The sequence below is a fragment of the Geodermatophilus siccatus genome (genome assembly GCF_900103785.1).
Lineage (GTDB): Bacteria > Actinomycetota > Actinomycetes > Mycobacteriales > Geodermatophilaceae > Geodermatophilus > Geodermatophilus siccatus.
In genome coordinates, this window is sequence record NZ_FNHE01000003.1 from 74968 (window position 1) to 97140 (window position 22173).

Consider the following 22173-nt stretch of genomic DNA (forward strand, 5'->3'; position numbering starts at 1 on the left):
CGTGGACGACCGCACCCGCTGTGACTGGGGCAACAGCGCGCCGGAGTATGTGGCCTACCACGACGAGGAGTGGGGGACCCCGCTGCACGGCGACGACGCCCTCTTCGAGCGGCTCTCGCTCGAGGCGTTCCAGTCGGGGCTGTCCTGGATCACCATCCTGCGCAAACGCCCGGCGTTCCGCGCCGCCTTCGCCGGTTTCTCGATCGACGCGGTGGCGGCCTTCGGCCCGGACGACGAGGCGCGGCTGCTCGCCGACGCCGGCATCGTCCGCAACCGCGCCAAGATCGCCGCCACCGTCTCCAACGCCCGCGCCGCGCAGCGGGTCCCGGAGGGGCTCTCGGCGCTGCTGTGGTCCTTCGCGCCGACGGTCCCGCGGCCCCGCCCGGCCACCCTCGCCGACGTCCCGGCGACCAGCCCGGAGTCGACCGCGATGGCCCGCGAGCTCAAGCGCCGCGGCTTCGTCTTCGTCGGCCCGACGACGGCCTACGCCCTCATGCAGGCCACCGGCATGGTCGACGACCACGTGGCCACCTGCTTCCGCGCGGCCGCGCCGTGAGGAAGGACCCCTTCCTCCCCACTCTTCGCGAGCTCAGGGCGGGGCCGCTCCTGAGCCGCTGGACAGCTCGGGGCGTCCACCATCGGGGGCTCGGGTTGGACCTGCGCCGGGGATACGGGATCATGTGAGCGGAGCTCACAGCATCGACGACGCCGTGAGCAGCCCACGGGCTGCGCACGGCCGACGAAGGAGGCACGCATGGCGGCCATGAAGCCGCGCACGGGTGAAGGTCCCCTCGAGGTCACCAAGGAAGGGCGCGGCCTGGTCATGCGCGTTCCGCTCGAAGGCGGCGGCCGTCTCGTCGTCGAGCTGTCGCCCGACGAGGCTGCGGCCCTCTCCGAGGCCCTGAAGGGCGCGACCAGCTGAACACCGCAGCGCACCTGCCCCCGGGCAGCCCCGCGCAGGAGGACACGGCCCCGGCCGCCGGCAGCACGCCGGCGACCGGGGCCGCACCGTTGCCGCGGGTCGAGGTCCTGTCCACCCTCCCGGCGCTGGGCGAGGACGACGTCCTGGCCGTGCCGGTCGGCAGCGGCACCGCCCTGCCCGGCTGGCTGACCGGCCCGGACGCGCCGGTCGACGCCGTGTTCCTCGCCGGCGCGCTGGCCGACACCGGCAACACCGGCCGCCCGGGCAACGTCACCAACCTGCCGGTGCCCGGCCGCCGTCCCCGCAGCGTGGTCGCCGTCGGGATCGGCGACGCCACGCTGCCGGACCTGCGCGGCTACGTGGCCACCGCCGTCCGCCGCGCGCAGACCCTCGCCGAGCACGGTGCGCGCCGGCTGGTGCTGCCGCTGGACGACGCGGCGGCCCCCGCGGGCGCCGAGGAGGTCCGCGCCGCCGTCGAGGCCGCGCTGCTGGCCGGTTACCGCTTCCGCGAGACCTCCACGCCGCACCCGCCGCGGCTGCAGACGGTCGCGGTCGTCGCCGCCGACGGCGCCGACCCCGCGGTGACCGCCGCCGCGCGGGTCGGCGAGGTCACCGGGCACGCGGTCGCCTGGGCCCGCGACCTGGTCAACACGCCCAGCAACACCAAGGACCCGGCGTGGCTGGCCGCCGAGGCGGGGGAGCGGCTCGCCGGCCTCGACCACGTCACCGTGCGCGTGCTCGACCCCGACGACCTGCGGGCCGGGGGCTTCGGCGGCGTGCTCGCCGTCGGCGGCGGCTCGGCCTCGCCGCCGCGGGTGATCGTGGCGTCCTACCGGCCGCCGGGTGCCGCGCCCGGCCACCCCGTGCTGGTGGGCAAGGGCATCACCTTCGACACCGGCGGCATCTCGATCAAGCCCAACGCCGGCATGCGGGAGATGAAGACCGACATGGCCGGGGGCGCCGCCGTCCTCGCCGCGGTCGACGCCGCCGCCCGCCTCGGGCTGCCCGTCGCCGTCACCGCCGTCGTCCCGGCCGCGGAGAACGCCGTCTCGGGCTCCTCCTACCGCCCGGCCGACGTCGTCCGGCACGTCGGCGGCCGGACGACGGAGGTGCTCAACACCGACGCCGAGGGCCGGATGGTGCTCGCCGACGGCCTGGCGTGGGCGCGGCTGGAGCTCGGCGCCACCGTGCTGGTCGACGTCGCCACGCTGACCGGGGCGATGAAGGTCGCGCTCGGCACCCGCACCGCGGGGCTGTACGCGACCACCGACGGGCTGGCCGACGCGCTGCGCACCGCCGCCGGGCACGCCGGCGAGCAGGTGTGGCGGATGCCGCTGGCCGAGGAGCACGCCGACCTGCTGGAGAGCACCGTCGCCGACGCGAACAACGCACCGGGCAACCCGGGCGGCACCACCGCGGCGCTGTTCCTGCGCCCCTTCGCCGGGGACCTGCCGTGGGCGCACCTGGACGTCGCGGGGCCGGCCCGCGCCGGGTCCGACGACGCCGAGGTGGTCAAGGGCGGCACCGGCTTCGGCGCCCGCACCCTGCTGCGCTGGCTGGAGGCCGGCGCCCCGGTGGACGCGCCCGTGGTGGTCGACTGATGGCCGACGAGGGCGTCGTCTTCCCGGCCGGGCCGGACGGGCGGCGCAGCACCGCGGCGCTCGGCCGGGCCGTGGTCGCCGACGCGCTGCGCCCGGTCGACCCGGCCGGCGCCGGCGCGGCCGATCGGGAGACCAACTGGCGAGCCGGGTACCTGCCGCACTTCCGCCGGCTGGTGGAGGCCGGGCTGGTCTCGCGGGAGGCGGCGCTGACGATCGCCGACGCGGGCCTGGCCTCGCTGCACCGGCGGATGCGGGTGGCCGGCCCGGACGGTGAGGAGGCCGGCCTGGGCGACCTGGCCACCGCGCCCGCCGGTCGCACCCTCGCCACCGCGGAGGTCGCCGGTACCGCCGGGCCGGAGGGGGAGCTCTCCCTGCCCTTCCACGGCGAGCGGCTGCGCGGCGGCGCGCTGCTGCGCCGGCTGGACACCTGGGTCGAGTGCGGCGTCCTCGAGCCCTCGGCCGCCGAGGCCGTGCGGACCGTCGTCGCGCACCCGGAGTGGCTGGCGCTGCCGGGCACCACCGTCGTCGTGCTCGGCGCCGGTGCCGAGATGGGGCCGCTGACCGCGCTGCTGCGCTGGGGCGCCCGGGTGGCCGGGGTCGACCTGCCCCGCCCGGCGCTGTGGGAGCGGGTGCTCGACACCGCCCGCCGTGGCGCCGGCACGCTGCTGTACCCCGACGGCGGGGCGGACCTGATCACCGAGGTGCCCGCCGTCGCCGACTGGGTGGCCGGTCTGCCGGGGCGCCCGGTGCTCGGCGACTACGTCTACGCCGACGGCGCCACCAACGTCCGGGTGTCGACGGCGGTCGACGCGCTCACCGTCCGGCTGGCCGCGGCCCGCGACGACGTCGCCCTGGCCTTCCTCGCCACGCCGACCGACGTCTTCGCCGTCCCGCCGGACGCGGTGGCGCAGTCGGTGCGCGCCTACGCCGGGCGATCGCGGACGGCGAAGCTGCTCGGCCGACCGCTGCGGACCCTGTCGGCCGGGCGGCTCCTGCAGCGGGCGTACCTGCCCGGCAGCGACCCCGGCGTGGTCGACAGCCTGGTGGCGCAGCAGGGCCCGAACTACGCGCTGGCCAAGCGGCTGCAGCGGTGGCGGGCGACGGTGGCCCGCGCCGCCGGGACGACGGTGTCGTTGAACGTCGCCCCGCCCACCCGTACCCGCTCGGTGGTGAAGAACCGCGCCCTCGCGGCGGCCTACGCGGGGGCGCACCGGTTCGGCGTCGAGGTGTTCGAGCCGGCGACGTCCAACGTGCTCATGGCCGCGCTGCTGGTGCACGACCTGCACACCGGCGGTGGTCCGGCGCACGAGCACCCGTGGCAGGACGAGGCGTACGCCGCGGTGCACGGCGGGCTGTGGCGGTCGGCCTACGCCCCGCGCAGCGCGCTCGGCCTGGCCGCCCTGCTCGGCTACGGCGCCGCCCGCAGCTGAACACTCCGTCGGGCACCCGGCAGGTCCCGCCGTGGCCCCGTCCAGAGGCTCGCCGCGAGCGTGCGAGGGGTGAGGAGGACGGGGTCCTTCTCCGGTGGGGCAGGAGGGGCCTTCCTCAGGCGGGACCGACGAGGTCGGCGACGATCTCCGCCGACAGGGCGACCAGCGGCAGGCCGCCACCGGGGTGCGACGAGCCGCCGACGAGGAACAGCCCCGGCACGGGTGAGGCGTTGCCGGGGCGCAGGAAGGCCGCGCGGGCGCCGTTGCTCGACGTCCCGTAGATCGAGCCGCCGACGCTGCGGGTGTCGCGCTCCAGGTCGGCCGGCGTCCGGACGACGCACCAGCGCACCCGGTCGCGGACGTCGAGCCCGCGGCGGGCCATCACCTCGAGCACCCGCTGCGCGTACCGGTCGGCGAGCCCCGGGGCGTCCCAGTCCACCCCGCCGGCCGGGTCGTGCCCTGCAGCATGTCGGGGCGCGTTGACCAGCACGAACCACGACTCGCTGTCGTCGTCGGGACGGGTCGCCGGGTCGTCGGGCGCGCTCACGTACACGGTCGGGTCGGCGACCGGCTGGGGTGCGCCGCGGTGTCGGCCGACGCCGAAGACCGCGTCGAACTCGGCGTCGTAGTCGTCGGGGAACAGCACCGTGTGGTGCGCCAGCCCCGGCGTCCGCCCGCGCAGCGCCAGCAGGAGCACGAACCCCGAGAGGGACGGCGTGCTGCGGGCCAGGTCGCGGCGCACCCGCCGGGTCGGGCGGGAGGCGGGCAGCAGGTCGGCGTACAGCGCCGCGGCGTCCGCACCGGAGACCACGACGTCGGCCCGCAGCACCTCGCCGCCGGCCAGCTGCACCCCGGCTGCGCGGCCGCCCTCGACCAGCACCCGCTCGACGGCGGTCCCGGTGCGGGCGACAGCGCCCCGCTCGACCGCCCGCGCCGCCACCGCCTCGCCGAGCCGGCGCAGCCCGCCGCGCACGTACCAGGACCCGAAGTGCTGCTCGACGTACGGCACCGTCACCAGCACCGCCGGCGCGCGCCGCGGGTCGGAACCGGAGTAGGTGGCGTAGCGGTCGAGCAGCGTGCGCAGTCGCGGGTCGCGCAGGTACGCCGTCCCCAGGCCGCGCAGCGTGCGCCACGGCGCGACCGTCGCGACGTCGGAGCCGCTGCGGGCCAGGCGGGCCAGCGTGGCCGCCCGGGCCAGCGGGGAGCGCAGGAACGGCTGCTCGGTGATCCCCCACATCCGGCCGGCCCGGGCCATCAGCGCCGACCACTGGGCGCCGGCCCCGGTCCCCAGCGCGGCGTCCAGGGCGCCGGGGACGGCCGCGGCGTCGCCCGGCACGGACAGCGGCGTCCCGTCGGCGAAGCGGTAGGCGACGGCGGGGTCCAGGCGCACCAGGTCGACGGCGTCCTCGAGCGGGCCGCCGGTGGCGGCGAACAGGTCGCGGTAGAGCTGGGGGAGGGTCACCAGGCTGGGCCCGGTGTCGAAGCCGTGCCCGTCGCGGGCGTACCAGCCGAGCTTCCCGCCGACCTGCGGAGCCTGCTCGAGCACCGTCACCGCGTGGCCCAGGGCGGCCAGCCGGGCCGCGGCCGCCAGGGCGCCGAGACCAGCGCCCACCACCGCCACCCGCGCCACGCCGCCACGGTACGGCGGGCGGGCCGCCGACCCGGGGGGGCAACCCCCGTTCCCTCGCTCGGGGGGCGACCGTTTGCCGCGGAAGCGGGCCGGGGTAGGCGGTCGCCGTCCCGGTCAGCACCACCGGAGGCGGAGGAGGAGGACGGGAGGGCACGAGTGGGTACCCCGACGACGCTCAGGCTCGCGGCAGCGGTCCTGGTGACGGCAGCCCTCGGTGGCTGCGCCGGTCTGGAGGAGGACGACGTCGGGCGGGTGGCCGGTGCCTTCGAGGACCCGGCCGCCGCACCCGCCGACCGGTGCGTGCTGCTCGCCCCGGCGACGCTGCAGACCCTCGAGTCCGACGAGTCCGCGCCCTGCGTCGACGTCATCGGGCAGGTCCCGCTGCCCGGGGGCGCGGTGGAGGCCGTGGCGGTCTTCGGCGGTCAGGCACAGGTCCGGCTCGACGGCGACACGGTCTTCCTGACCGAGACGCCGTCCGGCTGGCGGGTGACCGCAGCGGCCTGCGAGCCCCGCGGCGGGCTGCCCTACGACTGCCAGGTGGAGGGGCCGTGAACGGCGTCCGCGGGGTCTTCCTGGCTTTCCTGGTCGTGATCCTGCTCGGGATCGCCTACGTCACCGCGCTGGGGCTGGTGGGCCGGTGACCGCGTCCCGCTACGGCTTCTTTCGCGCCAACGCGCTCAGCCTGGTGTTCGGTGGGCTCTTCCTCGTCACCCTGGTCGGCCAGGCGATCGCCGGGACCGCGGACCACAACGCCCGGCAGGTGGCCGACGGCCTGCCCGCCGTGTCCTTTCTCGACTACGTCACCTCGTCGTCCTTCGGTGTCGACGTCATGGAGAACTGGCAGTCGGAGTACCTGCAGTTCTTCCTGTACGTCTTCGCCACCGTCTGGCTGGTGCAGCGCGGCTCCTCGGAGTCCAAGGAACCGGGCGAGGAGGGCACGGAGTCCGACGAGGAGCAGCAGGTCGGTCCGCACGCCGACGAGGAGTCCCCGACGTGGGCGCGCACCGGCGGGTGGCGGACGGCGCTGTTCTCCCGTTCGCTCGGCCTGCTCATGGGGGTGCTCTTCCTGCTCACCTGGGCCGCGAGTTCGGTGGCCGGCTGGGCGGCCTACAACGCCGAGCAGCTCGGCCAGCGGCAGGACCCGGTCAGCTGGGTCGGCTACCTCGGCGAGGCCGACTTCTGGAACCGGTCCTTCCAGAACTGGCAGTCCGAGATGCTGGCCGTCGGCTCGATGGCGATCTTCGCCGTGTACCTTCGCCAGCGCGGCTCGCCGGAGTCCAAGCCGGTGGGCGCCGCCCACGCCGACACCGGCCAGACGGGGTGATCTCCGTGGCCCGGCGGGATCTGCACACTCGTGGTCATCAGCGGCCTGATGGCAGCGAGTGTGCAGATCTCGCCGGTGGGAGGGCGGGGCTTCAGGCCGGCACGGCCAGGGCGAGGACGGCGAGGTCGTCGGCCTCGTAGCGCGAGTCGCGCAGCCGCTCCTCGACCGCGGCCGTGATCGCCTCGACGGCCGCCTCCGCGTCCCCCCAGCCCGCGGTGAGCACCCGGCGCAGCCCGTCCTCGCCGAACTGCGCGCCCGCGTCGTCGCGGGCCTCGGTGACCCCGTCGGTGTAGAGCACGAGCGTCGACCCCGGCGGCAGCTCCACCTCGACCACCGGGACGTCGAGGTCCGGGGTGATGCCCAGCGGCCGGCCGGGCACCCCGATCTCCCGCGGGCCGTCGGGGCAGGCGAGCACCGGCAGCGGGTGCCCGGCCACGCCGACGGTCGCGCACACGCCGCCCGGGCCGGGGGAGAGCACCAGGCAGCAGGCGGTGACGAAGCGCAGCGGGCCGTCGGTCCGGGCGCGCAGCAGCGCCGCGTTCACCGCGCGCAGCACCTCGGCCGGGCCGGCGGTCGTCTCGGCCGCCGGGCTGGCCGCCGCCCGGGCGGTGTGCCGGGTCAGCGCGGTGACCGCCGCGGCCTCGGCGCCGGTGCCGCAGACGTCGGCGATGAGCACCATCCAGCGGCCGTCCGGCAGCGGCATGACGTCGTAGGTGTCCCCGCCGACCAGCCCGGCGCCGCCACCCGGTCGGTAGCGCGCGGCCAGGTCGACGCCGCGGATGGCCGGCAGGTGCGAGGGCAGCAGGCTGCGTTGCAGCGTGTCGGCCAGCTGCCGCACCTCGGACTCGGCGCGCAGCCGGCCGAGGAACTGGCCGATCTGGCGACCGGCGTGGGCCAGCACGTCGAGCAGCTCGGCCGGCACCGGCCGCAGCTCGCGGGAGAACAGCTCGCACACCGCGAGCAGCTCCTCGCCGCGCACCACGGGGAAGGCGACGCCGGTGCGCAGCCCGTCGGCGCGTGCGGCCGAGAGCCGGGTGAGGCGGGGCTGGGCCCACAGGTCCTCGACGACGACGGGCTCGCGACGGGACCAGACCAGCCCGGGCAGCACCTCGCCGCGGCCGATCCGGTGGGCGTGGGAGGCCGCGTGCAGTGCCGGTGCCTCCGAGCCGGGGGCGGTCCAGGTGCCGACGTGGTGCAGCGACCGGCTGGCGCTGTCGGGCTCCCAGAGGGTGGCGGCGTCCCAGTCCAGCTCGGTGCACAGGGTCGGCAGCAGGTCGCGGAAGGCGACGTCGGCGTCGGGCGCCTCGGTCAGCGCGGCGGTGACCCGCAGCGTCGCCGCCAGGTAGCGGCTGACCATCAGCTGGCGTTCCAGCAGGATCGTGGTGCTCGCGTCGCGGAGGACGGCGACCACCCCCGCCGCCTCCGGCCCGGCCCCCTCCGGCGGCGGCACCATCGCCAGCGTGACGTCGACGGTGACCTCGTGGCCGTCGGCGTGCAGCGCCGGCAGCTGGGTGGTGCGCCCGGCCAGCTCACCCTGCCCGGTGACCAGGAAACGGGTGAAGTCGGTGCCGTGGCCGCGGCGGAAGCGCTGGGGCATGAGGACCTCCAGCGGCCGGCCCAGGACGGCGCTGGGCTCGTGGCCCAGCAGCACCCGCACGTGCGGGTTGACGTAGGTGATCCGGCCCGCGGCGTCGGCGACGACCACGGTGTCCGGCAGTGCGGTCAGCAGGGACGGCGCCGTCACCGCGGCCTCGTGGTCGAGCGCCATCCCCTCACCTCCAACCCGGGGTTGCCTCCCCAGGGTCGCACACGTTGCGTCAGCGACCCGGCACGGCGTGTCGACACATCGACACGGGACGGGGCCGTTGCGCTAGAACGCGTAACGGATGCGCAGCCACGGGGCGTGCGCCGCGACGAGCTCCTGGACCCGGGTCACGCCCGCACGCTTGACGTCGTTGCGGTAGCGCACGTTCCAGCTGCCGTTCTGGCTGCGCTTGGGCTGCTGGAGGTCCGGCCGCCAGAGCAGCTCCTCGGCCTTCGGGTGCCAGCCGAGGTTGACCTGGTGCAGGTCCCGGTTGTGGGTGAGCAGGATCACCTCGGCGGCGGCCTGCGCCTTGGCCGCGGGGGAGAGCTCGTCGTCCAGCCGGCGCAGCAGCTGCGCCCAGTCGGCCTCCCAGCCCTCGCGCAGCACGACGGGGGAGAGGTTGAGGTGCACCTCGTAGCCGGCCTCGACGAAGTCGTCGACCGCGGCGATCCGCTCGGCCACCCGGCTGGTGCGGATGTCGAGCACCCTGGCGTCGTCCTCGGGCATCACCGAGAAGCGGATGCGGGTGCGGCCGCGCGGGTCGAGCTCGAGCAGCTGCCGGTTGACGTACTTGGTGGCGAAGGAGGCCTTCGCGGTCGGCAGGTCGGCGAAGGTCGCCACCAGGTCGGCGACGTTGTCGCTGACCAGCGCGTCGACCGAGCAGTCGCTGTTCTCGCCGAGGTCGTAGACCCAGGCCTCCGGGTCGCACTGGTCGGGCTCGGTCTTGGGCCCCTGCCGGGCGACGTGCCGGCGCAGGTAGCCGGTGATCTGCTCGATGTTGGTGAAGACGGTGATCGGGTTGGCGTAGCCCTTCTGCCGCGGCACGTAGCAGTAGGCGCAGGCCATGGCGCAGCCGTTGGCCGTCGAGGGGGCGATCCAGTTCGCCGAGCGTCCGTTGGGCCGGGCGGTCAGCGACTTCTTGACGCCGAGCACCAGCGTCTCGGACTTGACGCGCACCCAGCGCTCGACGTTGCCCTCGTTGCCGTGCAGCTCGGGGATCTTCCAGTGCGAGGGGACCTCGACCACCTCGGCACCGGGGAAGCGGGCCAGGACCTGCTGTCCGCGGGGTGAGGCCAGGGCGGCGGGCTCGGCGTAGACCTGGCGCACCTGCAGCAGGCGGGACAGGTCACCGGGGGCGGACACGGGGGACGACGCGGCGGGGTGGGCGGGGGACGAGGAGGTGGCGGGGCTTCCCACGCCACCTGCAGCACCGGGTACCCGCGAGGTGTTCCTGCTGGTCGGCGCGTCGTGCCGGGTCTCAGCAGCCGGCGGACGGCGAGGGCAGCGATCCCGGGACGGGCCACAGCCGCGCGGGCACCGTGCCGACGAGGGTGGACGCCGACACCGGGCCGAACGCGCGCGAGTCGACCGATCCGTCGCGGTTGTCGCTGAGCAGGAACAGGTGCCCGTCCGGCACGGTCACCGGGCCGAACCAGACGCCGTCGAGCCGGGCGGGGTCGATCGCCGGTTCGCAGACCGCCGTCCCGTCGACGACCAGCACGCCGTCCTCGATGGCCACCTCGTCGCCGCCCACGCCGACGGCCCGCTTGACCAGCAGCCCGTCGCCCGACGGGTCGGTCACGGCGACGACGTCGCCGCGCTGCACCGGCCCCTGCCCGTGCCGCACGAGCAGCAGGTCACCGGGTGAGACGGTCGGCGTCATGCTGTCGGCGTCGACGTGCATCGGCTGCAGCGGCAGCAGGCCGGAGGTCGCGGACACGAGCAGCAGCGCCGTCCCGGCGGCGAGCCAGAGGACGGCGCCGCGCAGCCGCCGCCACGGCCGACCGCCGGAGCCGGCTCCGGCGGTCGGCCCGGGGGCCGCCCCGGCACGGGGGGCCCGGTGCCGGGGGGAGCCGCCGCGGTCCCTGGTGCGGGGGTCACCGGGGACCGCGACGGCGGTTCGGGGGGCGGTCCTCACCCGAGGACGCCGGTGAGCCACAGCGCCCACGCGGCCCCGCCCAGGACGAGCAGCCCGTTGAGCACCCGGCCTCGCCAGGACGCCGGCAGCAGGGCGGCCAGCGCGGCCACGGTGAGCAGCTCGGCGCCGACCACGACCGTGCCGACCGCCTCGGGGCCGTGCCCGCCGGTGGACCCGGGCAGTCCGTCCATCGCCACCGGCCCGGAGGCGCCCAGTGGCATGCCCTGCGCGAACTCGACGCCGGTCACCGGGTCGACCGCCGTGGTCACCCGGCCGGGGACGTCGTGCTCGTGCCCCCCGGTGACCGTGTCGTGCACCGCGAAGGCGTCGAGCAGCCCGGTCGTGTGCGCGACGACGTAGAGGGCCAGCAGGCCGACGGTGCCGAGCAGCGCCATCGCCACCAGCTGCCGGCCCGCGCGGGTGCCGGCCCACGCGCCGAGGGCGAGCCAGGCGGCCAGCCCGGCCTGGGCCAGCGCGGTGAGCAGGAAGAAGCCGACCGCCAGCGAGCCCGCGGACAGGTGGTCGACCGCGGCGGCCACGTGCAGCCCGCCGGCCGTCGCTAGGCCCAGCGCCGCGGTCAGCTGCCACCAGGCGGTGCGGCGACGGGACCGCAGCACCACCCGGGCGGCTGCTGGGGCCGGGGCGACGGCGGTCACCGCGTCCGCCGGCGGGTCGGGGTCGCCGTCGCCGGGGTGGGCGCCGGAGCCGGCGTCGTGGTCGTGGTGGCGGCGCCGCGACGGGCGGGAGCCGACGTCGTGGGCGCTGCCGGCGGGGCGGACGTCGTCGGTGCGGCCGGGGCCGGCGCCGTCGTGGTGTCGGTGCCGACCGGCGTCGTCCCGCCCGCGGTGCCGGGGTCGGTCGTCGGGGCCGGCGGCGGGGTCTGGGCCGCCTCCTCGGCCGCCTCCTCCGCCGCCTTGGCCTGCTCCTCGAGGGCCTTCTCGTACGCCTTGAGGACCTCGTCCGGGTCGGCCGACTCGAAGTCGTCGGGCGTGCCGCGGGTCGGGGGGCAGGTGTTGATCGAGTCGCAGTCGATGTCGTGGTGACCCACCTGGTACTGGGTCATCATGTCGTGGTCCTCGTGCGAGAGGTTGTGGCAGTGGATCATGTACCGCCCCTCCTCGTGCTCGAAGTGCAGGAGGAGGCGGACGGTCTCGCCCTCGCCGACGTAGACGACGTCCTTGGGCCCCAGCTCCTCCGGCCGCGGCGGGCGGCCGTTGCGGCTGAGGACCTGGAAGTCGACCAGGTGCACGTGCAGGGGGTGGAACCAGCCGCCGGAGGAGTTCTCGACCTCCCAGATCTCCGTGCTGCGCGGCGCGACCGTGGCGAAGACGTGCTCGTACTTGGTCTTCACGACGTCGTCCCAGGTCTCGCCGTTGATGACCCACAGGCCGTTGCTGCGCTCCAGCCGCATCCGGCGGGTGGCCCTCGACTCGGCCGGGTCCAGCGCCATGACCGGGTGCGGGGCGCCGAGCGTGCTCGGCACGGTGTTGCCGTCGGTGCTCGTGACGGTCGTGCCGACCTCGAACTGCATCACCTTGCCGGTGTGGTCGTAGTCCCGGGCGTTCTTGACCCCGCCGTTGAGCAGCTGGACCCTCGTGCCCTTCAGGTCGGCGAAGTCGATGACGATCTCGTAGCGCTCGGCCATGCCGATCGTCAGCGTGGTGACCGTCTGCGGCTTGTGCATGAACCCGCCGTCGGTGGCGATGACCTGGAACGGCTTGCCGTTGCTCAGCTTGAGCGTGTAGCCGCGGGCCAGTGAGCCGTTGAGCACCCGGAAGCGGTACTTGCGCGGCTCGACCTTCATCGTCGGCCACGGCACCCCGTTGACCAGGATGACGTCCCCGTAGAGGCCGGACTCCCCGTCGTCGTCCCACATCAGCTGGCCGTTGCTGGCGAACATGACGTCGCTGATGATCAGCGGGAACTCGTACTGCGGCCGGCCCAGGCGGGCCTTCTCCCGGTCGTACCGGGGGATGCCGAGGTCGCGCTCGAGCCGCTCGTCGACCAGGTGGTACTGGGCGGCCAGGCCCATGTACACGTTCTGCGCCGTGTGGTGCACGCCGTGGTCGTGGTACCAGAGCGTCCGCGGCGAGCAGTTGTTCGGGTACATGTAGTTCTTCCACTCACCCGGGTCGGTGAGGTCGCCGGCGTAGCCGTCGAACTGCGGCTTGGACGGCGAGCCGTGCAGGTGGGTGGAGGTCCAGGGGACGTAGCCCATGGTCGGGTGCTTGGCCGGCAGGTTGTTGATCTGCTGCATGACCACCCGGCGGCTCTGGCCGGTGTTCACGTAGCTGTCCTGGTAGACGCGGATGGTGGGCCCCGGGACCAGCCCGTTGTAGCCCCACATCGTCGTCTTGATGCCCTTGACGAACTCGACCTGGGTCGGCTTCTGCTCGATCTTGTAGTAGTCGGTGCCGGTGTAGGCGGCGCCCACGATCGGGGCGCCGGTGCCCGGGACGGCGCCGTAGCTGTTGCCCGGCTTGTCGTCGGAGCGGTACGGCGTCGCCACCGGCGGAGCGGTGAAGGCGGCGACGTAGGGCCGGGGCATCCTCTTGGTGTCGAGCTCCGAGGCGCTCTTGGCCGACAGCACAGCCTGGTACGGCAGGGCCATGGCCGCGGTCCCGGCCAGCGACACCTTGAGGACGTCGCGGCGGTTCAGGCTGGGCGTGTCCATCGGGGGGTGCTCCTCACTCACCTGCGGTGATCGTCGGAGGCACACTCCCGCGTCCGCCGCCCCCGTCACAGCCGGAACGAGGGGGGCGGTGGGCTCCCGTATTTGGGGGGTCCGCGCAGGTCAGCCGCTCGTGGCGTCACTGTCCGTGGTGAAGGGGCAGCACAGCGGTCAGCACTGCGCCGCCGCCAGGCCGATCACCCAGCGTGACGACGCCGCCGTGGTCGACCACTCGGTCCCGCAGCAGCGCCAGCCCCAGGTGGCCCTCGGCGCGCTTGTCGGTGGACGCCGGGAAGCCAACGCCGTCGTCGGCGATCTCCAGGCGCACCGCGGGCCCCCGGCGCAGCTCGGTCTCCTCGAGGGTGATCCAGGTGCGCTTGGCCTGGGCGTGGTGGGCGACGTTGGCCAGGGCCTCCTTGGCCGTGCGGTAGAGCACCGCGGTCACGTCCGGGGCGGTCTCCTGCAGCGGGGCGGCGTCCATGAGCACCTCGATGCCGGCGTCGCGCAGCGGCTCGGCGGCGTCGGCGATCGCCACGGCCAGGCCCGGCCCGCTGAGGTCGGGCGGGTAGATGTCGACCATCAGCCGACGCAGCGACTGGACGGCGTGCCGGACCGCGCCCACGAGCTTGTCGACGGTCGGCTGCCGCTCCTCGGGGACGCTGTTGCGCAGGGCCGAGAGGGCGTAGCTGACCCCGGCGAGGTCCTGCACCGGCCCGTCGTGCACGTCGGCGGCGATGGCCCGCCGTTCGCGGTCGGAGGCCTCGACGTTGCGCTGCACCAGCGCGGTCCGCTCGGCCTCCTGGCGCCGCACGCGGCGGGCCAGCGACGTCGCGATGGGCACCTGCACCAGCTGCAGGACGACGAGCGCGCCGATGGCCATCGGGATGATCTGGCCGCGCAGCCGCGCTGCCTGCCGGTCGATGCCGTCGTAGGCGAAGTACGCCTCGAAGACCAGCTGCTCACCGGGGACGGTCAGCGGCGTGTAGACCTCCAGCAGCGTCTGCGGCCCGTCGCCGGGCGTGGTCTCCGGCTGCTCGTCGACCTCGGCGACGGTCTCCCCGCCGACTGCGGCCAGCAGGCCGTCCGAGGGCGGGATGACCCGGCCCTGCTGCCCGGGCTCGGTGGAGTACACGATCTCGCCGGTCGCCCGCCAGACGACCATGCGGGTCACCGACCCGTCGCTCATCCGGTTCCGCACGTCCCGGTCGAGCTCCTCCCACCGCCCGGGGACCCCGGCCATCGCGTCGGCGAGGACGGGGGCCACCAGCAGCTCGGCCAGCCGCTCGGCGATGCCCTCGGCCTCCTCGAGCGCGTTGTCCCGCGCGATCCGCTCGCTCAGCCACACCGTGCCCGCCGAGACGGCGAGCAGGACGAACAACGCGACCGCGCAGAAGGCGGCCAGCTCGCGGCCCCAGGCGGTGCGGCGACGGGCGGGAGCGGGTCCCGAGGTGGGGGAGGAGCTGGGCTCAGCGCTCATCCACGGCGCCGAGGAGCCCCAGCTGCTGGGCCTTGACGACCGCCTCCAGCTGGGAACGGACCCCGAGCTTCGCGTGCAGCGACTTCACGTAGCCGCGGCAGGTCTCCAGCGTGATGCCCAGGACCCGGGCGATGGCCTTGACCTGCATCCCACGCCCGAGGCAGTCGAGGACCTCCTGCTCGCGCCGGGTCAGCTGCGGCACCGTGCCCCGGCTCCCGGCCGAGGGGGTGCGGGGCGCGCCACCGGCGAAGGTGGACGGCGCGACGAGCATCTGGCCGGGCTGCACCCGGGAGAGGACGTCGATCATCTCGGCCAGCGAGCCGTCCTTGGGGATGAACGCCGAGGCGCCGGCCTGCGCGGCCCGGACGACCCAGTCGGGGTCGCGGTGGGCGGTGACCACGGCGACGACGGCGTCCGGCGCGACCTCGCGGATGCGGCGGGTGGCGGCCAGCCCGTCCTGGCGGGGCATCTCGATGTCCATCACCACGATGTCGGGCTGCAGCTCCTGCGCCATGGCGACCGCCTGCGCCGCCGAGTGGGCGGTGCCCACCGCGTCCATCCCGGCGGAGGCCAGGGCCCCCGAGAGGAGCTCGGCGAAGGTGCGGTGGTCGTCGACCACCAGGACCCGCGCCAGGTCGGTCGGCCGCTCCAGCTGGGCAAGCGTCATCAGAACCCCCGTGATCATCCCCGTGCCCCGGCCCGCCACTGCGGGGGGACGGAGTCATGGGACCTGACGTCCGCTCTCCTGACCAGGGGCTTTACACCCCGAAAGGACCAAGGTCCCCTGTGGGGCCGGTCACTGCGAGCGGGTCACCACTCTGCGTGATCGTGTCGTTGCTCCCTCGTGCGGACCCGTTCACCCGGACGGGGGAGCGGACCCTGCTCCCCGGTGCGGGGGGTCAGCAGCCGGCGGTCGCAGAGGTCGCCGCAGCGCTCCAGGCGGTGCCGCCGGCGGCGACCGTGCGCACGTGGCCGGGCAGCGCGCCGGGGTCCTCGTCCTTGAGCAGGTAGCCCACGACACCGATCTCGCGGGCCTCCCGCACCAGGGCCGGGGTGAGCGACCCGGTGAGGACGACGACCCGCGACTCCGGGCGCTCGTCGAGCAGCTCGCGGGCCGCCTGCAGGCCGGTGACCCGCGGCATGGCCAGGTCCAGGAGGACGACGTCGGGCCGGGTGCGCCGGGCGGCGTCGAGCACCTGCGCGCCGTCCTCGCACTCGGCGACGACGGTGAGGTCACCGCTGGCGCTGAACAGCTCGACCAGGGAGTCGCGGACGAACGCGTGGTCGTCCGCGAGCAGCACCGTGATCACGCGTCGCCTCCCCCCTCCGCGGCGTCGCGGTGTCCCGTCGGCCGTCGCGGTGCCGCCTCTCGGCACCGGGCCAGTGTGCCGAGCGGTCCCGGGACGGGGCCAGCCCGACCCCGGGGGTGGCCGACCCCCAACCGAGGGGGCCGACCGGAACCGGGCGGTGACCGAGCGTGAGCCCCGCCGATCAGTCGGAGGCGGGGGGACGACCGTCCGGCCGGCCGAGGCCGGCGGGGTCCACCCGGCCGGCGAGGACGTCGCCGGCGAGGTCGTCGACCGTGCGGCCGGCGGACCGGGCCGTGGAGCGCAGCACGTCCAGCGCCGCCGGCGCGCTCAGCCGCCGGGCCATCGCGACGCGGCCGATGGCGGTCCAGACCCGCCCGCGGTCCCGCGCCGCCGGACCGTGCAGCCACGCCGGGCCCCCGTGCGGTGACCACGGTGCCCAGATGGCGGCGTCGCCGAGCGCCGCGCAGGTCAGGTCGCCCACGGCCATGGCCTCGAAGACGTCGAGCTCGGGCACGCTGCTCTCGTCGGTGAAGAACAGGTCCATGGCGCCGGGACCGGCCAGCGTCTCGCCGATCGGGAGGGCGACCACGGCGCGGTAGGGCGTGTGCCGGGCCAGGAGCCCCGCGAACCCCGGCCAGCGGCGCTGCAGGTCGGCGAACGCCGCGAAGACCGGCTCCTGGTGCCGCTGGGCGGTCTCGCAGGGGCCGTCACCGGCGGTGAACTGCAGCCGCTCGGCGAGGTCGGCGGTCGGCGAGCTGGCCCCGAGGGGGGCCCGGCCCCCCTCGCCGGCGGTCACGCTCAGCCCCGCGGCGTCCACGCCGAGCGTCCGGGCGCAGGCGCGCGCCAGGTGCACGGGGAGCAGCTCGGGGAGGGCGAGATCGGGCTCGCGGACGTCCTCCAGCGCGACGCGGAAGCGCTCGGCGATCGACGACACGGACAGGATCATCCGCCTCGCCGCGGCAACGGGGGGTGTGTGGGTGTGCCCGGGCTCCGGATCAGTGCGCCGGCTGCTCCGACCGGTAGGTGTAGGCCGCTTCGCGCACCGCGTCGTCGGACTCCAGCCCCGCACCGAGGGCGCCGCCCACCGTCGCCAGCGAGCAGGTCAGCCAGGCCAGCTCGAGGTAGTCCGACAGGTGGGCGGGGTGCCCCAGGCCCTCGGAGAACAGCGGAGCGACCACGAGCAGCAGCGCGCCGGCGAGGGCGAGCAGGAACAGCACGGCGTAGAGGGTCAGGACGCCGATGACGACGGTGGCGGTGGTCGCCACGTTGAACAGCAGCACCTGCTTGCGCACCCGGTGCGAGCGCGGTCGCTCCCACAGCCCCGCCCCGACGACGAGGGTGACCACGACGGCGACCACCGAGCCGACGGCGATCACCGCCAGCCGCGGCCAGCCGGAGTTGTCGGCCAGCGCCCAGATGTCGCGGGTGATGAGGGCGAAGACGCCGGCCGCGATCGCCGCGGTGAGCGCACGGGACAGCCGCACGGCCAGCCGCCACGGCCGGTTGGCCCGCACCATGCCGAGCAGCAGCCGCAGGTTGCCGGTGAGCACGCGGGCGGTGAAGGCCACCCCGGCGCTGCCGTCGACCGGGTCGGTGGCCAGCTCGCGCAGCCGCCGTCCCATCGCGGCGCGGTCGTCGGCGTCGCCGTCCTCGCTGGTGCCCATCAGCGTGCGCACCAGCCCGAGCGCGGTCTGCAGCGCCCGCTTGCGCAGCCCGACCGCGCCCAGTGCTGGCAGCGACAGCAGCGCGACGCCGTGCACCGGGCTGGCCGAGCCGACCACCGGCCGCCGGTCGACCTCCAGGGGGACGTCGGTGAGCGCCAGGGCGAGGTCCCAGTCCTCGGCGAGCAGCCGCCGGCGGGTGGCCGCGACGATCTCGTCGTCGTCGGCGGGGGGCTGCACCAGCCCGTCCTCGACCGCCCGGACCTCCCAGCGGACCTCCGGGTGCTCGGCGGCCAGCTCGCCGCCGAGCTGCTCGGCCAGCCAGTCGGCCAGCTCGGCAGGGGCCCCGGGAGCGGCCACCAGCCCGACCTGGACGACGGGCGCGACGGCCTGCGACACGAGTGCTCCTCCCCGGCGCAGCCCGCGTGGCGCGCCGGGGCTCGATCATCCCGGGAGGCCCGTGGCCCCCTGCAGGGGCCCGCCGCGAGCCCGCGAGCGGCGGCGGCAGGGGTCCTCCTTCAGCCGCGGGCCGCGATCACCGCGCTGTAGACGTCCACGGTCTGCTTGGCGATCGCCGGCCAGCCGAACTCGGTCAGCACCCGCTCCCGGCCCGCCTGACCCATGCGGTCGGCCCGCTCCGGGTCGTGCAGCAGCTCGGTGACGCGCGCGGCGAGGCCCGCCTCGAAGGCGGGGACGTCATCGGGGTCGTAGGGGACCAGCAGGCCGGTCACCCCGTCGGCGACCACCTCGGGGATGCCGCCCACGGCGCTGGCGACGACCGCGGTCCCGCACGCCGCCGCCTCCAGGTTCACGATGCCCAGCGGCTCGTACACCGAGGGGACGACGAACACCGTCGCGCCGGTGATCAGCGGCACCAGCTGCTCGCGCGGCAGCATCGCCTCGATCCACACCACGCCGTCCCGCCGGGACTGCAGCTCGGCCACCGCGTCGGCGACCTGCTGCCGCTCGGCCGGGGTGTCGGCGGCGCCGGCGCACAGCACCAGCCCGGCGTCGTCGGGCAGCTGCTCGGCCGCCCGCAGCAGGTGGACGACGCCCTTCTGGCGGGTGATCCGGCCGACGAACAGCGCGTAGGGGCGGTCGGGGTCCACGCCGAGCGAGCGGACGACGTCGGGGTCGTGCACCGGCCGGTAGGCCTGGGCGTCCACCCCGTTGCCCACGACGTGCACGCGGGCCGGGTCGAGGTCGGGGTAGGCGTCGAGCACGTCGTCGCGCATGCCGTTGCTGACCGCGATGACACCGTCGGCGGCGAGGTAGGCGGTGCGCTCCACCCACGAGGAGAGCCGGTAGCCCCCGCCGAGCTGGTCGGCCTTCCACGGCCGGCGCGGCTCGAGCGAGTGCGCCGTCACCACGTGCGGCGAGCCGTGCACCAGCGAGGCGAACAGGCCCGCGCCGTTGGCGTACCAGGTGTGGCTGTGCACCAGGTCGACGCCGGCCAGCGCCCCGGCGATCTCCACGTCCACCCCGAGCGCCTGCAGTGCGCCGTTGGCGCCCCGCAGCCCGGTGGGGACCTCGTGGCCGGTCGCGTCCGCGCGTTCCCCGCCGAAGCAGTGGACGTCGAGGTCGGGTCCGTCGGGCAGCGCGCGGAGCGCCGCCGCGAGGTGCTCCACGTGCACGCCTGCGCCGCCGTAGACGTCCGGCGGCCACTCCCGGGTCACCATGCCGATGCGCACGCTGGTCACCCTAGGGGTGATTCGCGCGCGCTGCGGTGGAGCGCCCGCGGCGAACAGCGGATACGTTGCGACCCATGCGTGGCGGTCCTCGGGTTCTCGGCATCGTCCTGGCCGGTGGTGAGGGCAAGCGGTTGGCCCCTCTGACACAGGACCGGGCCAAGCCGGCGGTGCCCTTCGGCGGCAACTACCGGCTCATCGACTTCGTGCTCTCCAACCTGGTCAACGCCGAGATCCGGCAGATCGCGGTGCTCACCCAGTACAAGAGCCACAGCCTCGACCGGCACATCACCACGACGTGGCGGCTCTCGCAGATGCTGGGCAACTACATCACCCCGGTGCCGGCGCAGCAGCGGCTCGGCCCGCGCTGGTACACCGGCAGCGCCGACGCGATCTTCCAGAGCCTCAACCTGATCTACGACGCGCGGCCGGACGTCGTCGTCGTCTTCGGTGCCGACCACGTGTACCGGATGGACCCCGGCCAGATGATCGACCAGCACCTGCGCACCGGTGCCGGCGTCACCATCGCCGGCCTGCGGGTGCCTCGGCACGAGGCGACCGAGTTCGGGGTGATCGACTCCGACGCCGACGGCAAGGTGCGTGGCTTCCTGGAGAAGCCGGCCGACCCGCCCGGCCTGCCGGACTCGCCCGAGGAGAGCTTCGCCTCCATGGGCAACTACGTCTTCACCACCGACGCCCTGCTCGAGGCGCTCCGCAAGGACGCCGAGGACGAGCACTCGGTGCACGACATGGGCGGCTCGATCATGCCGATGCTCGCCGACGCAGGGGACGCGTACGTCTACGACTTCTCGACCAACATCGTCCCCGGGGCCACCGAGCGCGACCACGGCTACTGGCGCGACGTGGGGACGATCGACGCCTACCACGACGCGCACTTGGACCTGGTGTCGGTCACCCCGGTCTTCAACCTCTACAACGACCGCTGGCCGATCCTGACCCTGCCGCCCCAGCAGCCTCCGGCGAAGTTCGTGCTCGGCGGGCGGGCCGAGGAGTCGATGGTCAGCGCCGGCGCGATCATCGGCGGCGGCTCGGTGCACAACTCCGTCGTCTCGCCCGGGGTGCGCGTCGAGCGCGGCGCGCGGGTCGAGGACAGCGTGCTCATGGACGGCGTGTACGTCGGCGAGGGCGCTTTCGTCCGGCGGGCGATCCTCGACAAGAACGTCGTCGTCCCGGACTGGACCCGCATCGGCGTCGACCTCGGCGCCGACCGCGAGCGCTACCACGTCAGCACCGGTGGCGTGACGGTCCTCGGCAAGGGGGCCCGCGCCCATCGCTGAAGAAGGACCCCCGTGCCCCCCGACCCTCGCTCCGCTCAGGCCGGGCCCCTGCACGAGGGCCGTTCCAGCGCGTCACCTCCTCTGGTCGTCACGCTGCTCCTGGACCCCGAGGCCCAGGAGCGGTTCGACCGGCTGCGCGCGGCGCACTTCCCGGCCGAGCGCAACCACCTGGCCGCGCACGTCACGCTGTTCCACGCGCTGCCCGGCGAGCACGTCGACGCGGTGTCGGCCGACCTCGCCGACGCGGCCCGCCGGCCCGCCTTCGACGTCGCCGTCACCGGTCTGCGGCTGCTCGGCCGCGGCGTGGCCTACACGCTGGAGGCGCCGGAGCTGACCGCGCTGCGCGCCGCGCTGGTGGCCGCCTGGGAGCCGTGGCTCACCCCGCAGGACCGGCAGCGGCACGCACCGCACGTGACGGTGCAGAACAAGGTGGAGCCGGCGGTCGCCCGGGCGCTGCGGGACCGGCTGGCCGCGGAGTTCGCGCCCCACCGGGTCGGTGCCCGCGGCCTGGGCCTGTGGCGCTACCTCGGCGGCCCGTGGGCACCGGTCGACGCGTTCCCCCTCGGCCTACCGGCGCCGGGTGGCGACGAGCAGGCCCGCCCCGATCGGTAGGACGGCGGAGGTCAGGTCCTCGTGCTCGCGGACGGCGCGGGCGACGTCCCGCCAGGCCGTCGTCTGGTCGTCCCGTGCGCGGGGGTCGGCGATCCGGTCGCCGTCCAGGAGCCCGTGGCACACCACCGTCCCGCCGACCCGGACCAGCTCGACCAGCGCGCCCAGGTGCCCGGCGTACTGGGTGGGCGCCCCGGCGCAGACGACCATGTCGTAGGCGCCCGGCGAGAGGCGGGGGAGGACCTCCCCGGTCGTGCCGAAGATCATCCGGGTGCGGCCGGGCGGGTGACCGGCGTCGGCGAACGCCCGGCGGGTGGCGCGCAGCGCCTCGGCGTCGCTGTCGAGCACCGTCAGGACGCCGTCGGGCCGCATGCCCTCCAGCAGCCACAGCCCGGCGACGCCGCCGCCGCTGCCGATCGACACCACCGTGCGGGCCGCGGCCCCCGCGGCGAGGACGGCGAGGGTGGCGCCCACCGCGGGCGTCACGGGCGGCGCGCCGGCCAGTCCCGCCGCGCGGGTCCGGGCCGACACCAGTGCGGGCGTCTCGGCTGCGAAGCGATCGGCGTAGGCCGCGCCGTCCCGCCCGGGTGCCTCGGTGCTCACGGCTCGACCCCGGGCTCGTCCCGCTCCTCGCTCGACGCCGTCAGCCGCCCGCGCGCTCGCTCCGCTCCCCGCTCGCCGGCGCCCGCTGCGGTGCTCGCTCGCGCTCGGCTCCGGGCATCTCGCTGCGATGCTCGCTCGCCCGTCGTCCTCGAGGCGCTCATCACCGGCCGAGGGTAGTGGCCGGCATCGTCCGGACCCGGCCGTCGACGCAGCTGTGAGCTCCCTGT

General features: G+C 75.5%; 21 protein-coding genes. 8 read left to right on the forward strand and 13 right to left on the reverse strand.

The window, feature by feature from the left end; genetic code table 11:
- Position 1 precedes the first annotated feature (1 nt).
- The 4 genes from BLS21_RS06245 (at position 2) to BLS21_RS06260 (ending at position 3953) form a co-directional block, all read left to right on the forward strand.
- Positions 2–556, forward strand: a complete 555-nt coding sequence (locus BLS21_RS06245; protein ID WP_281241913.1) for a DNA-3-methyladenine glycosylase I — start codon at positions 2–4, stop codon at positions 554–556.
- 198 nt (positions 557–754) lie between these two features.
- Complete coding sequence (locus BLS21_RS06250) at positions 755–922, forward strand: DUF3117 domain-containing protein (RefSeq protein ID WP_012947303.1); 168 nt, start codon at positions 755–757, stop codon at positions 920–922.
- Positions 923–1011: 89 nt separating this feature from the next.
- Entirely contained in the window at positions 1012–2523 is a 1512-nt protein-coding gene (locus BLS21_RS06255) for a leucyl aminopeptidase family protein (protein WP_091215319.1), read from the forward strand.
- Positions 2523–3953, forward strand: a complete 1431-nt coding sequence (locus tag BLS21_RS06260; RefSeq protein ID WP_091215322.1) for a hypothetical protein — start codon at positions 2523–2525, stop codon at positions 3951–3953. Before BLS21_RS06255 ends, BLS21_RS06260 begins: the two co-directional genes overlap by 1 nt.
- A gap of 115 nt (positions 3954–4068) precedes the next feature.
- Here BLS21_RS06260 and BLS21_RS06265 read toward each other — a convergent pair whose 3' ends face one another.
- On the reverse strand, positions 4069–5583 hold the full coding sequence (locus BLS21_RS06265; protein WP_091215326.1) for a phytoene desaturase family protein: 1515 nt from the start codon (positions 5581–5583) through the stop codon (positions 4069–4071).
- A 198-nt stretch (positions 5584–5781) separates the two neighbouring features.
- Here BLS21_RS06265 and BLS21_RS06270 point away from each other — a divergent pair, with 198 nt between their 5' ends.
- Both BLS21_RS06270 and BLS21_RS06275 read left to right on the forward strand, forming a co-directional pair.
- Positions 5782–6135 (forward strand): hypothetical protein, encoded by a 354-nt coding sequence (locus tag BLS21_RS06270; RefSeq protein ID WP_217636019.1) that lies wholly within the window; start codon positions 5782–5784, stop codon positions 6133–6135.
- A gap of 85 nt (positions 6136–6220) precedes the next feature.
- The gene (locus BLS21_RS06275) at positions 6221–6907 is read left to right on the forward strand and encodes a DUF6766 family protein (protein ID WP_091215328.1); all 687 of its coding nucleotides are present in this window, start codon (positions 6221–6223) and stop codon (positions 6905–6907) included.
- A 91-nt stretch (positions 6908–6998) separates the two neighbouring features.
- Here the strand turns inward: BLS21_RS06275 and BLS21_RS06280 are convergent, their stop codons facing one another.
- The 11 genes from BLS21_RS06280 to glgA form a co-directional block, all read right to left on the reverse strand.
- Positions 6999–8675: a SpoIIE family protein phosphatase gene (locus tag BLS21_RS06280; protein WP_091215331.1), complete on the reverse strand. Its 1677-nt coding sequence runs from the start codon at positions 8673–8675 to the stop codon at positions 6999–7001.
- Positions 8676–8777: 102 nt separating this feature from the next.
- Entirely contained in the window at positions 8778–9854 is a 1077-nt protein-coding gene (locus BLS21_RS06285; protein WP_091215334.1) for a spore photoproduct lyase family protein, read from the reverse strand.
- 115 nt (positions 9855–9969) lie between these two features.
- Positions 9970–10629 (reverse strand): signal peptidase I, encoded by a 660-nt coding sequence (gene lepB, locus BLS21_RS25760; RefSeq protein WP_245700105.1) that lies wholly within the window; start codon positions 10627–10629, stop codon positions 9970–9972.
- Positions 10626–11285 carry a hypothetical protein gene (locus BLS21_RS06295; RefSeq protein ID WP_091215338.1) on the reverse strand — a complete coding sequence of 220 codons (660 nt, stop codon included), beginning with the start codon at positions 11283–11285 and terminating at the stop codon, positions 10626–10628. Before BLS21_RS06295 ends, lepB begins: the two co-directional genes overlap by 4 nt.
- Positions 11282–13303, reverse strand: a complete 2022-nt coding sequence (locus tag BLS21_RS06300) for a multicopper oxidase domain-containing protein (RefSeq protein WP_091215341.1) — start codon at positions 13301–13303, stop codon at positions 11282–11284. Before BLS21_RS06300 ends, BLS21_RS06295 begins: the two co-directional genes overlap by 4 nt.
- Positions 13304–13439: 136 nt before the next feature.
- On the reverse strand, positions 13440–14777 hold the full coding sequence (locus tag BLS21_RS06305; RefSeq protein ID WP_091215343.1) for a sensor histidine kinase: 1338 nt from the start codon (positions 14775–14777) through the stop codon (positions 13440–13442).
- Complete coding sequence (locus tag BLS21_RS06310) at positions 14767–15444, reverse strand: response regulator (protein ID WP_175479456.1); 678 nt, start codon at positions 15442–15444, stop codon at positions 14767–14769. The genes BLS21_RS06305 and BLS21_RS06310 overlap by 11 nt, the downstream gene beginning before the upstream one ends.
- Positions 15445–15676: 232 nt before the next feature.
- Complete coding sequence (locus BLS21_RS06315) at positions 15677–16087, reverse strand: response regulator (RefSeq protein WP_175479457.1); 411 nt, start codon at positions 16085–16087, stop codon at positions 15677–15679.
- Between the two features lie 181 nt (positions 16088–16268).
- A complete protein-coding gene (locus BLS21_RS06320) occupies positions 16269–17033 on the reverse strand; it encodes an ANTAR domain-containing protein (RefSeq protein WP_245700106.1) in 765 nt (254 codons plus the stop codon).
- A 49-nt stretch (positions 17034–17082) separates the two neighbouring features.
- Positions 17083–18147 (reverse strand): hypothetical protein, encoded by a 1065-nt coding sequence (locus BLS21_RS06325; RefSeq protein ID WP_091215351.1) that lies wholly within the window; start codon positions 18145–18147, stop codon positions 17083–17085.
- 119 nt (positions 18148–18266) lie between these two features.
- Positions 18267–19439: a glycogen synthase gene (gene glgA, locus BLS21_RS06330; RefSeq protein ID WP_091215353.1), complete on the reverse strand. Its 1173-nt coding sequence runs from the start codon at positions 19437–19439 to the stop codon at positions 18267–18269.
- Between the two features lie 74 nt (positions 19440–19513).
- Here glgA and glgC point away from each other — a divergent pair, with 74 nt between their 5' ends.
- Both glgC and BLS21_RS06340 read left to right on the forward strand, forming a co-directional pair.
- Positions 19514–20734 carry a glucose-1-phosphate adenylyltransferase gene (gene glgC, locus BLS21_RS06335; protein ID WP_091215355.1) on the forward strand — a complete coding sequence of 407 codons (1221 nt, stop codon included), beginning with the start codon at positions 19514–19516 and terminating at the stop codon, positions 20732–20734.
- A gap of 12 nt (positions 20735–20746) precedes the next feature.
- Positions 20747–21346 carry a 2'-5' RNA ligase family protein gene (locus tag BLS21_RS06340; protein WP_245700108.1) on the forward strand — a complete coding sequence of 200 codons (600 nt, stop codon included), beginning with the start codon at positions 20747–20749 and terminating at the stop codon, positions 21344–21346.
- On the opposite strand, the gene BLS21_RS06345 is transcribed toward BLS21_RS06340, so the two are convergent.
- On the reverse strand, positions 21302–21946 hold the full coding sequence (locus BLS21_RS06345) for an O-methyltransferase (RefSeq protein ID WP_091215358.1): 645 nt from the start codon (positions 21944–21946) through the stop codon (positions 21302–21304). The genes BLS21_RS06340 and BLS21_RS06345 overlap by 45 nt on opposite strands.
- Positions 21947–22173: the final 227 nt, after the last annotated feature.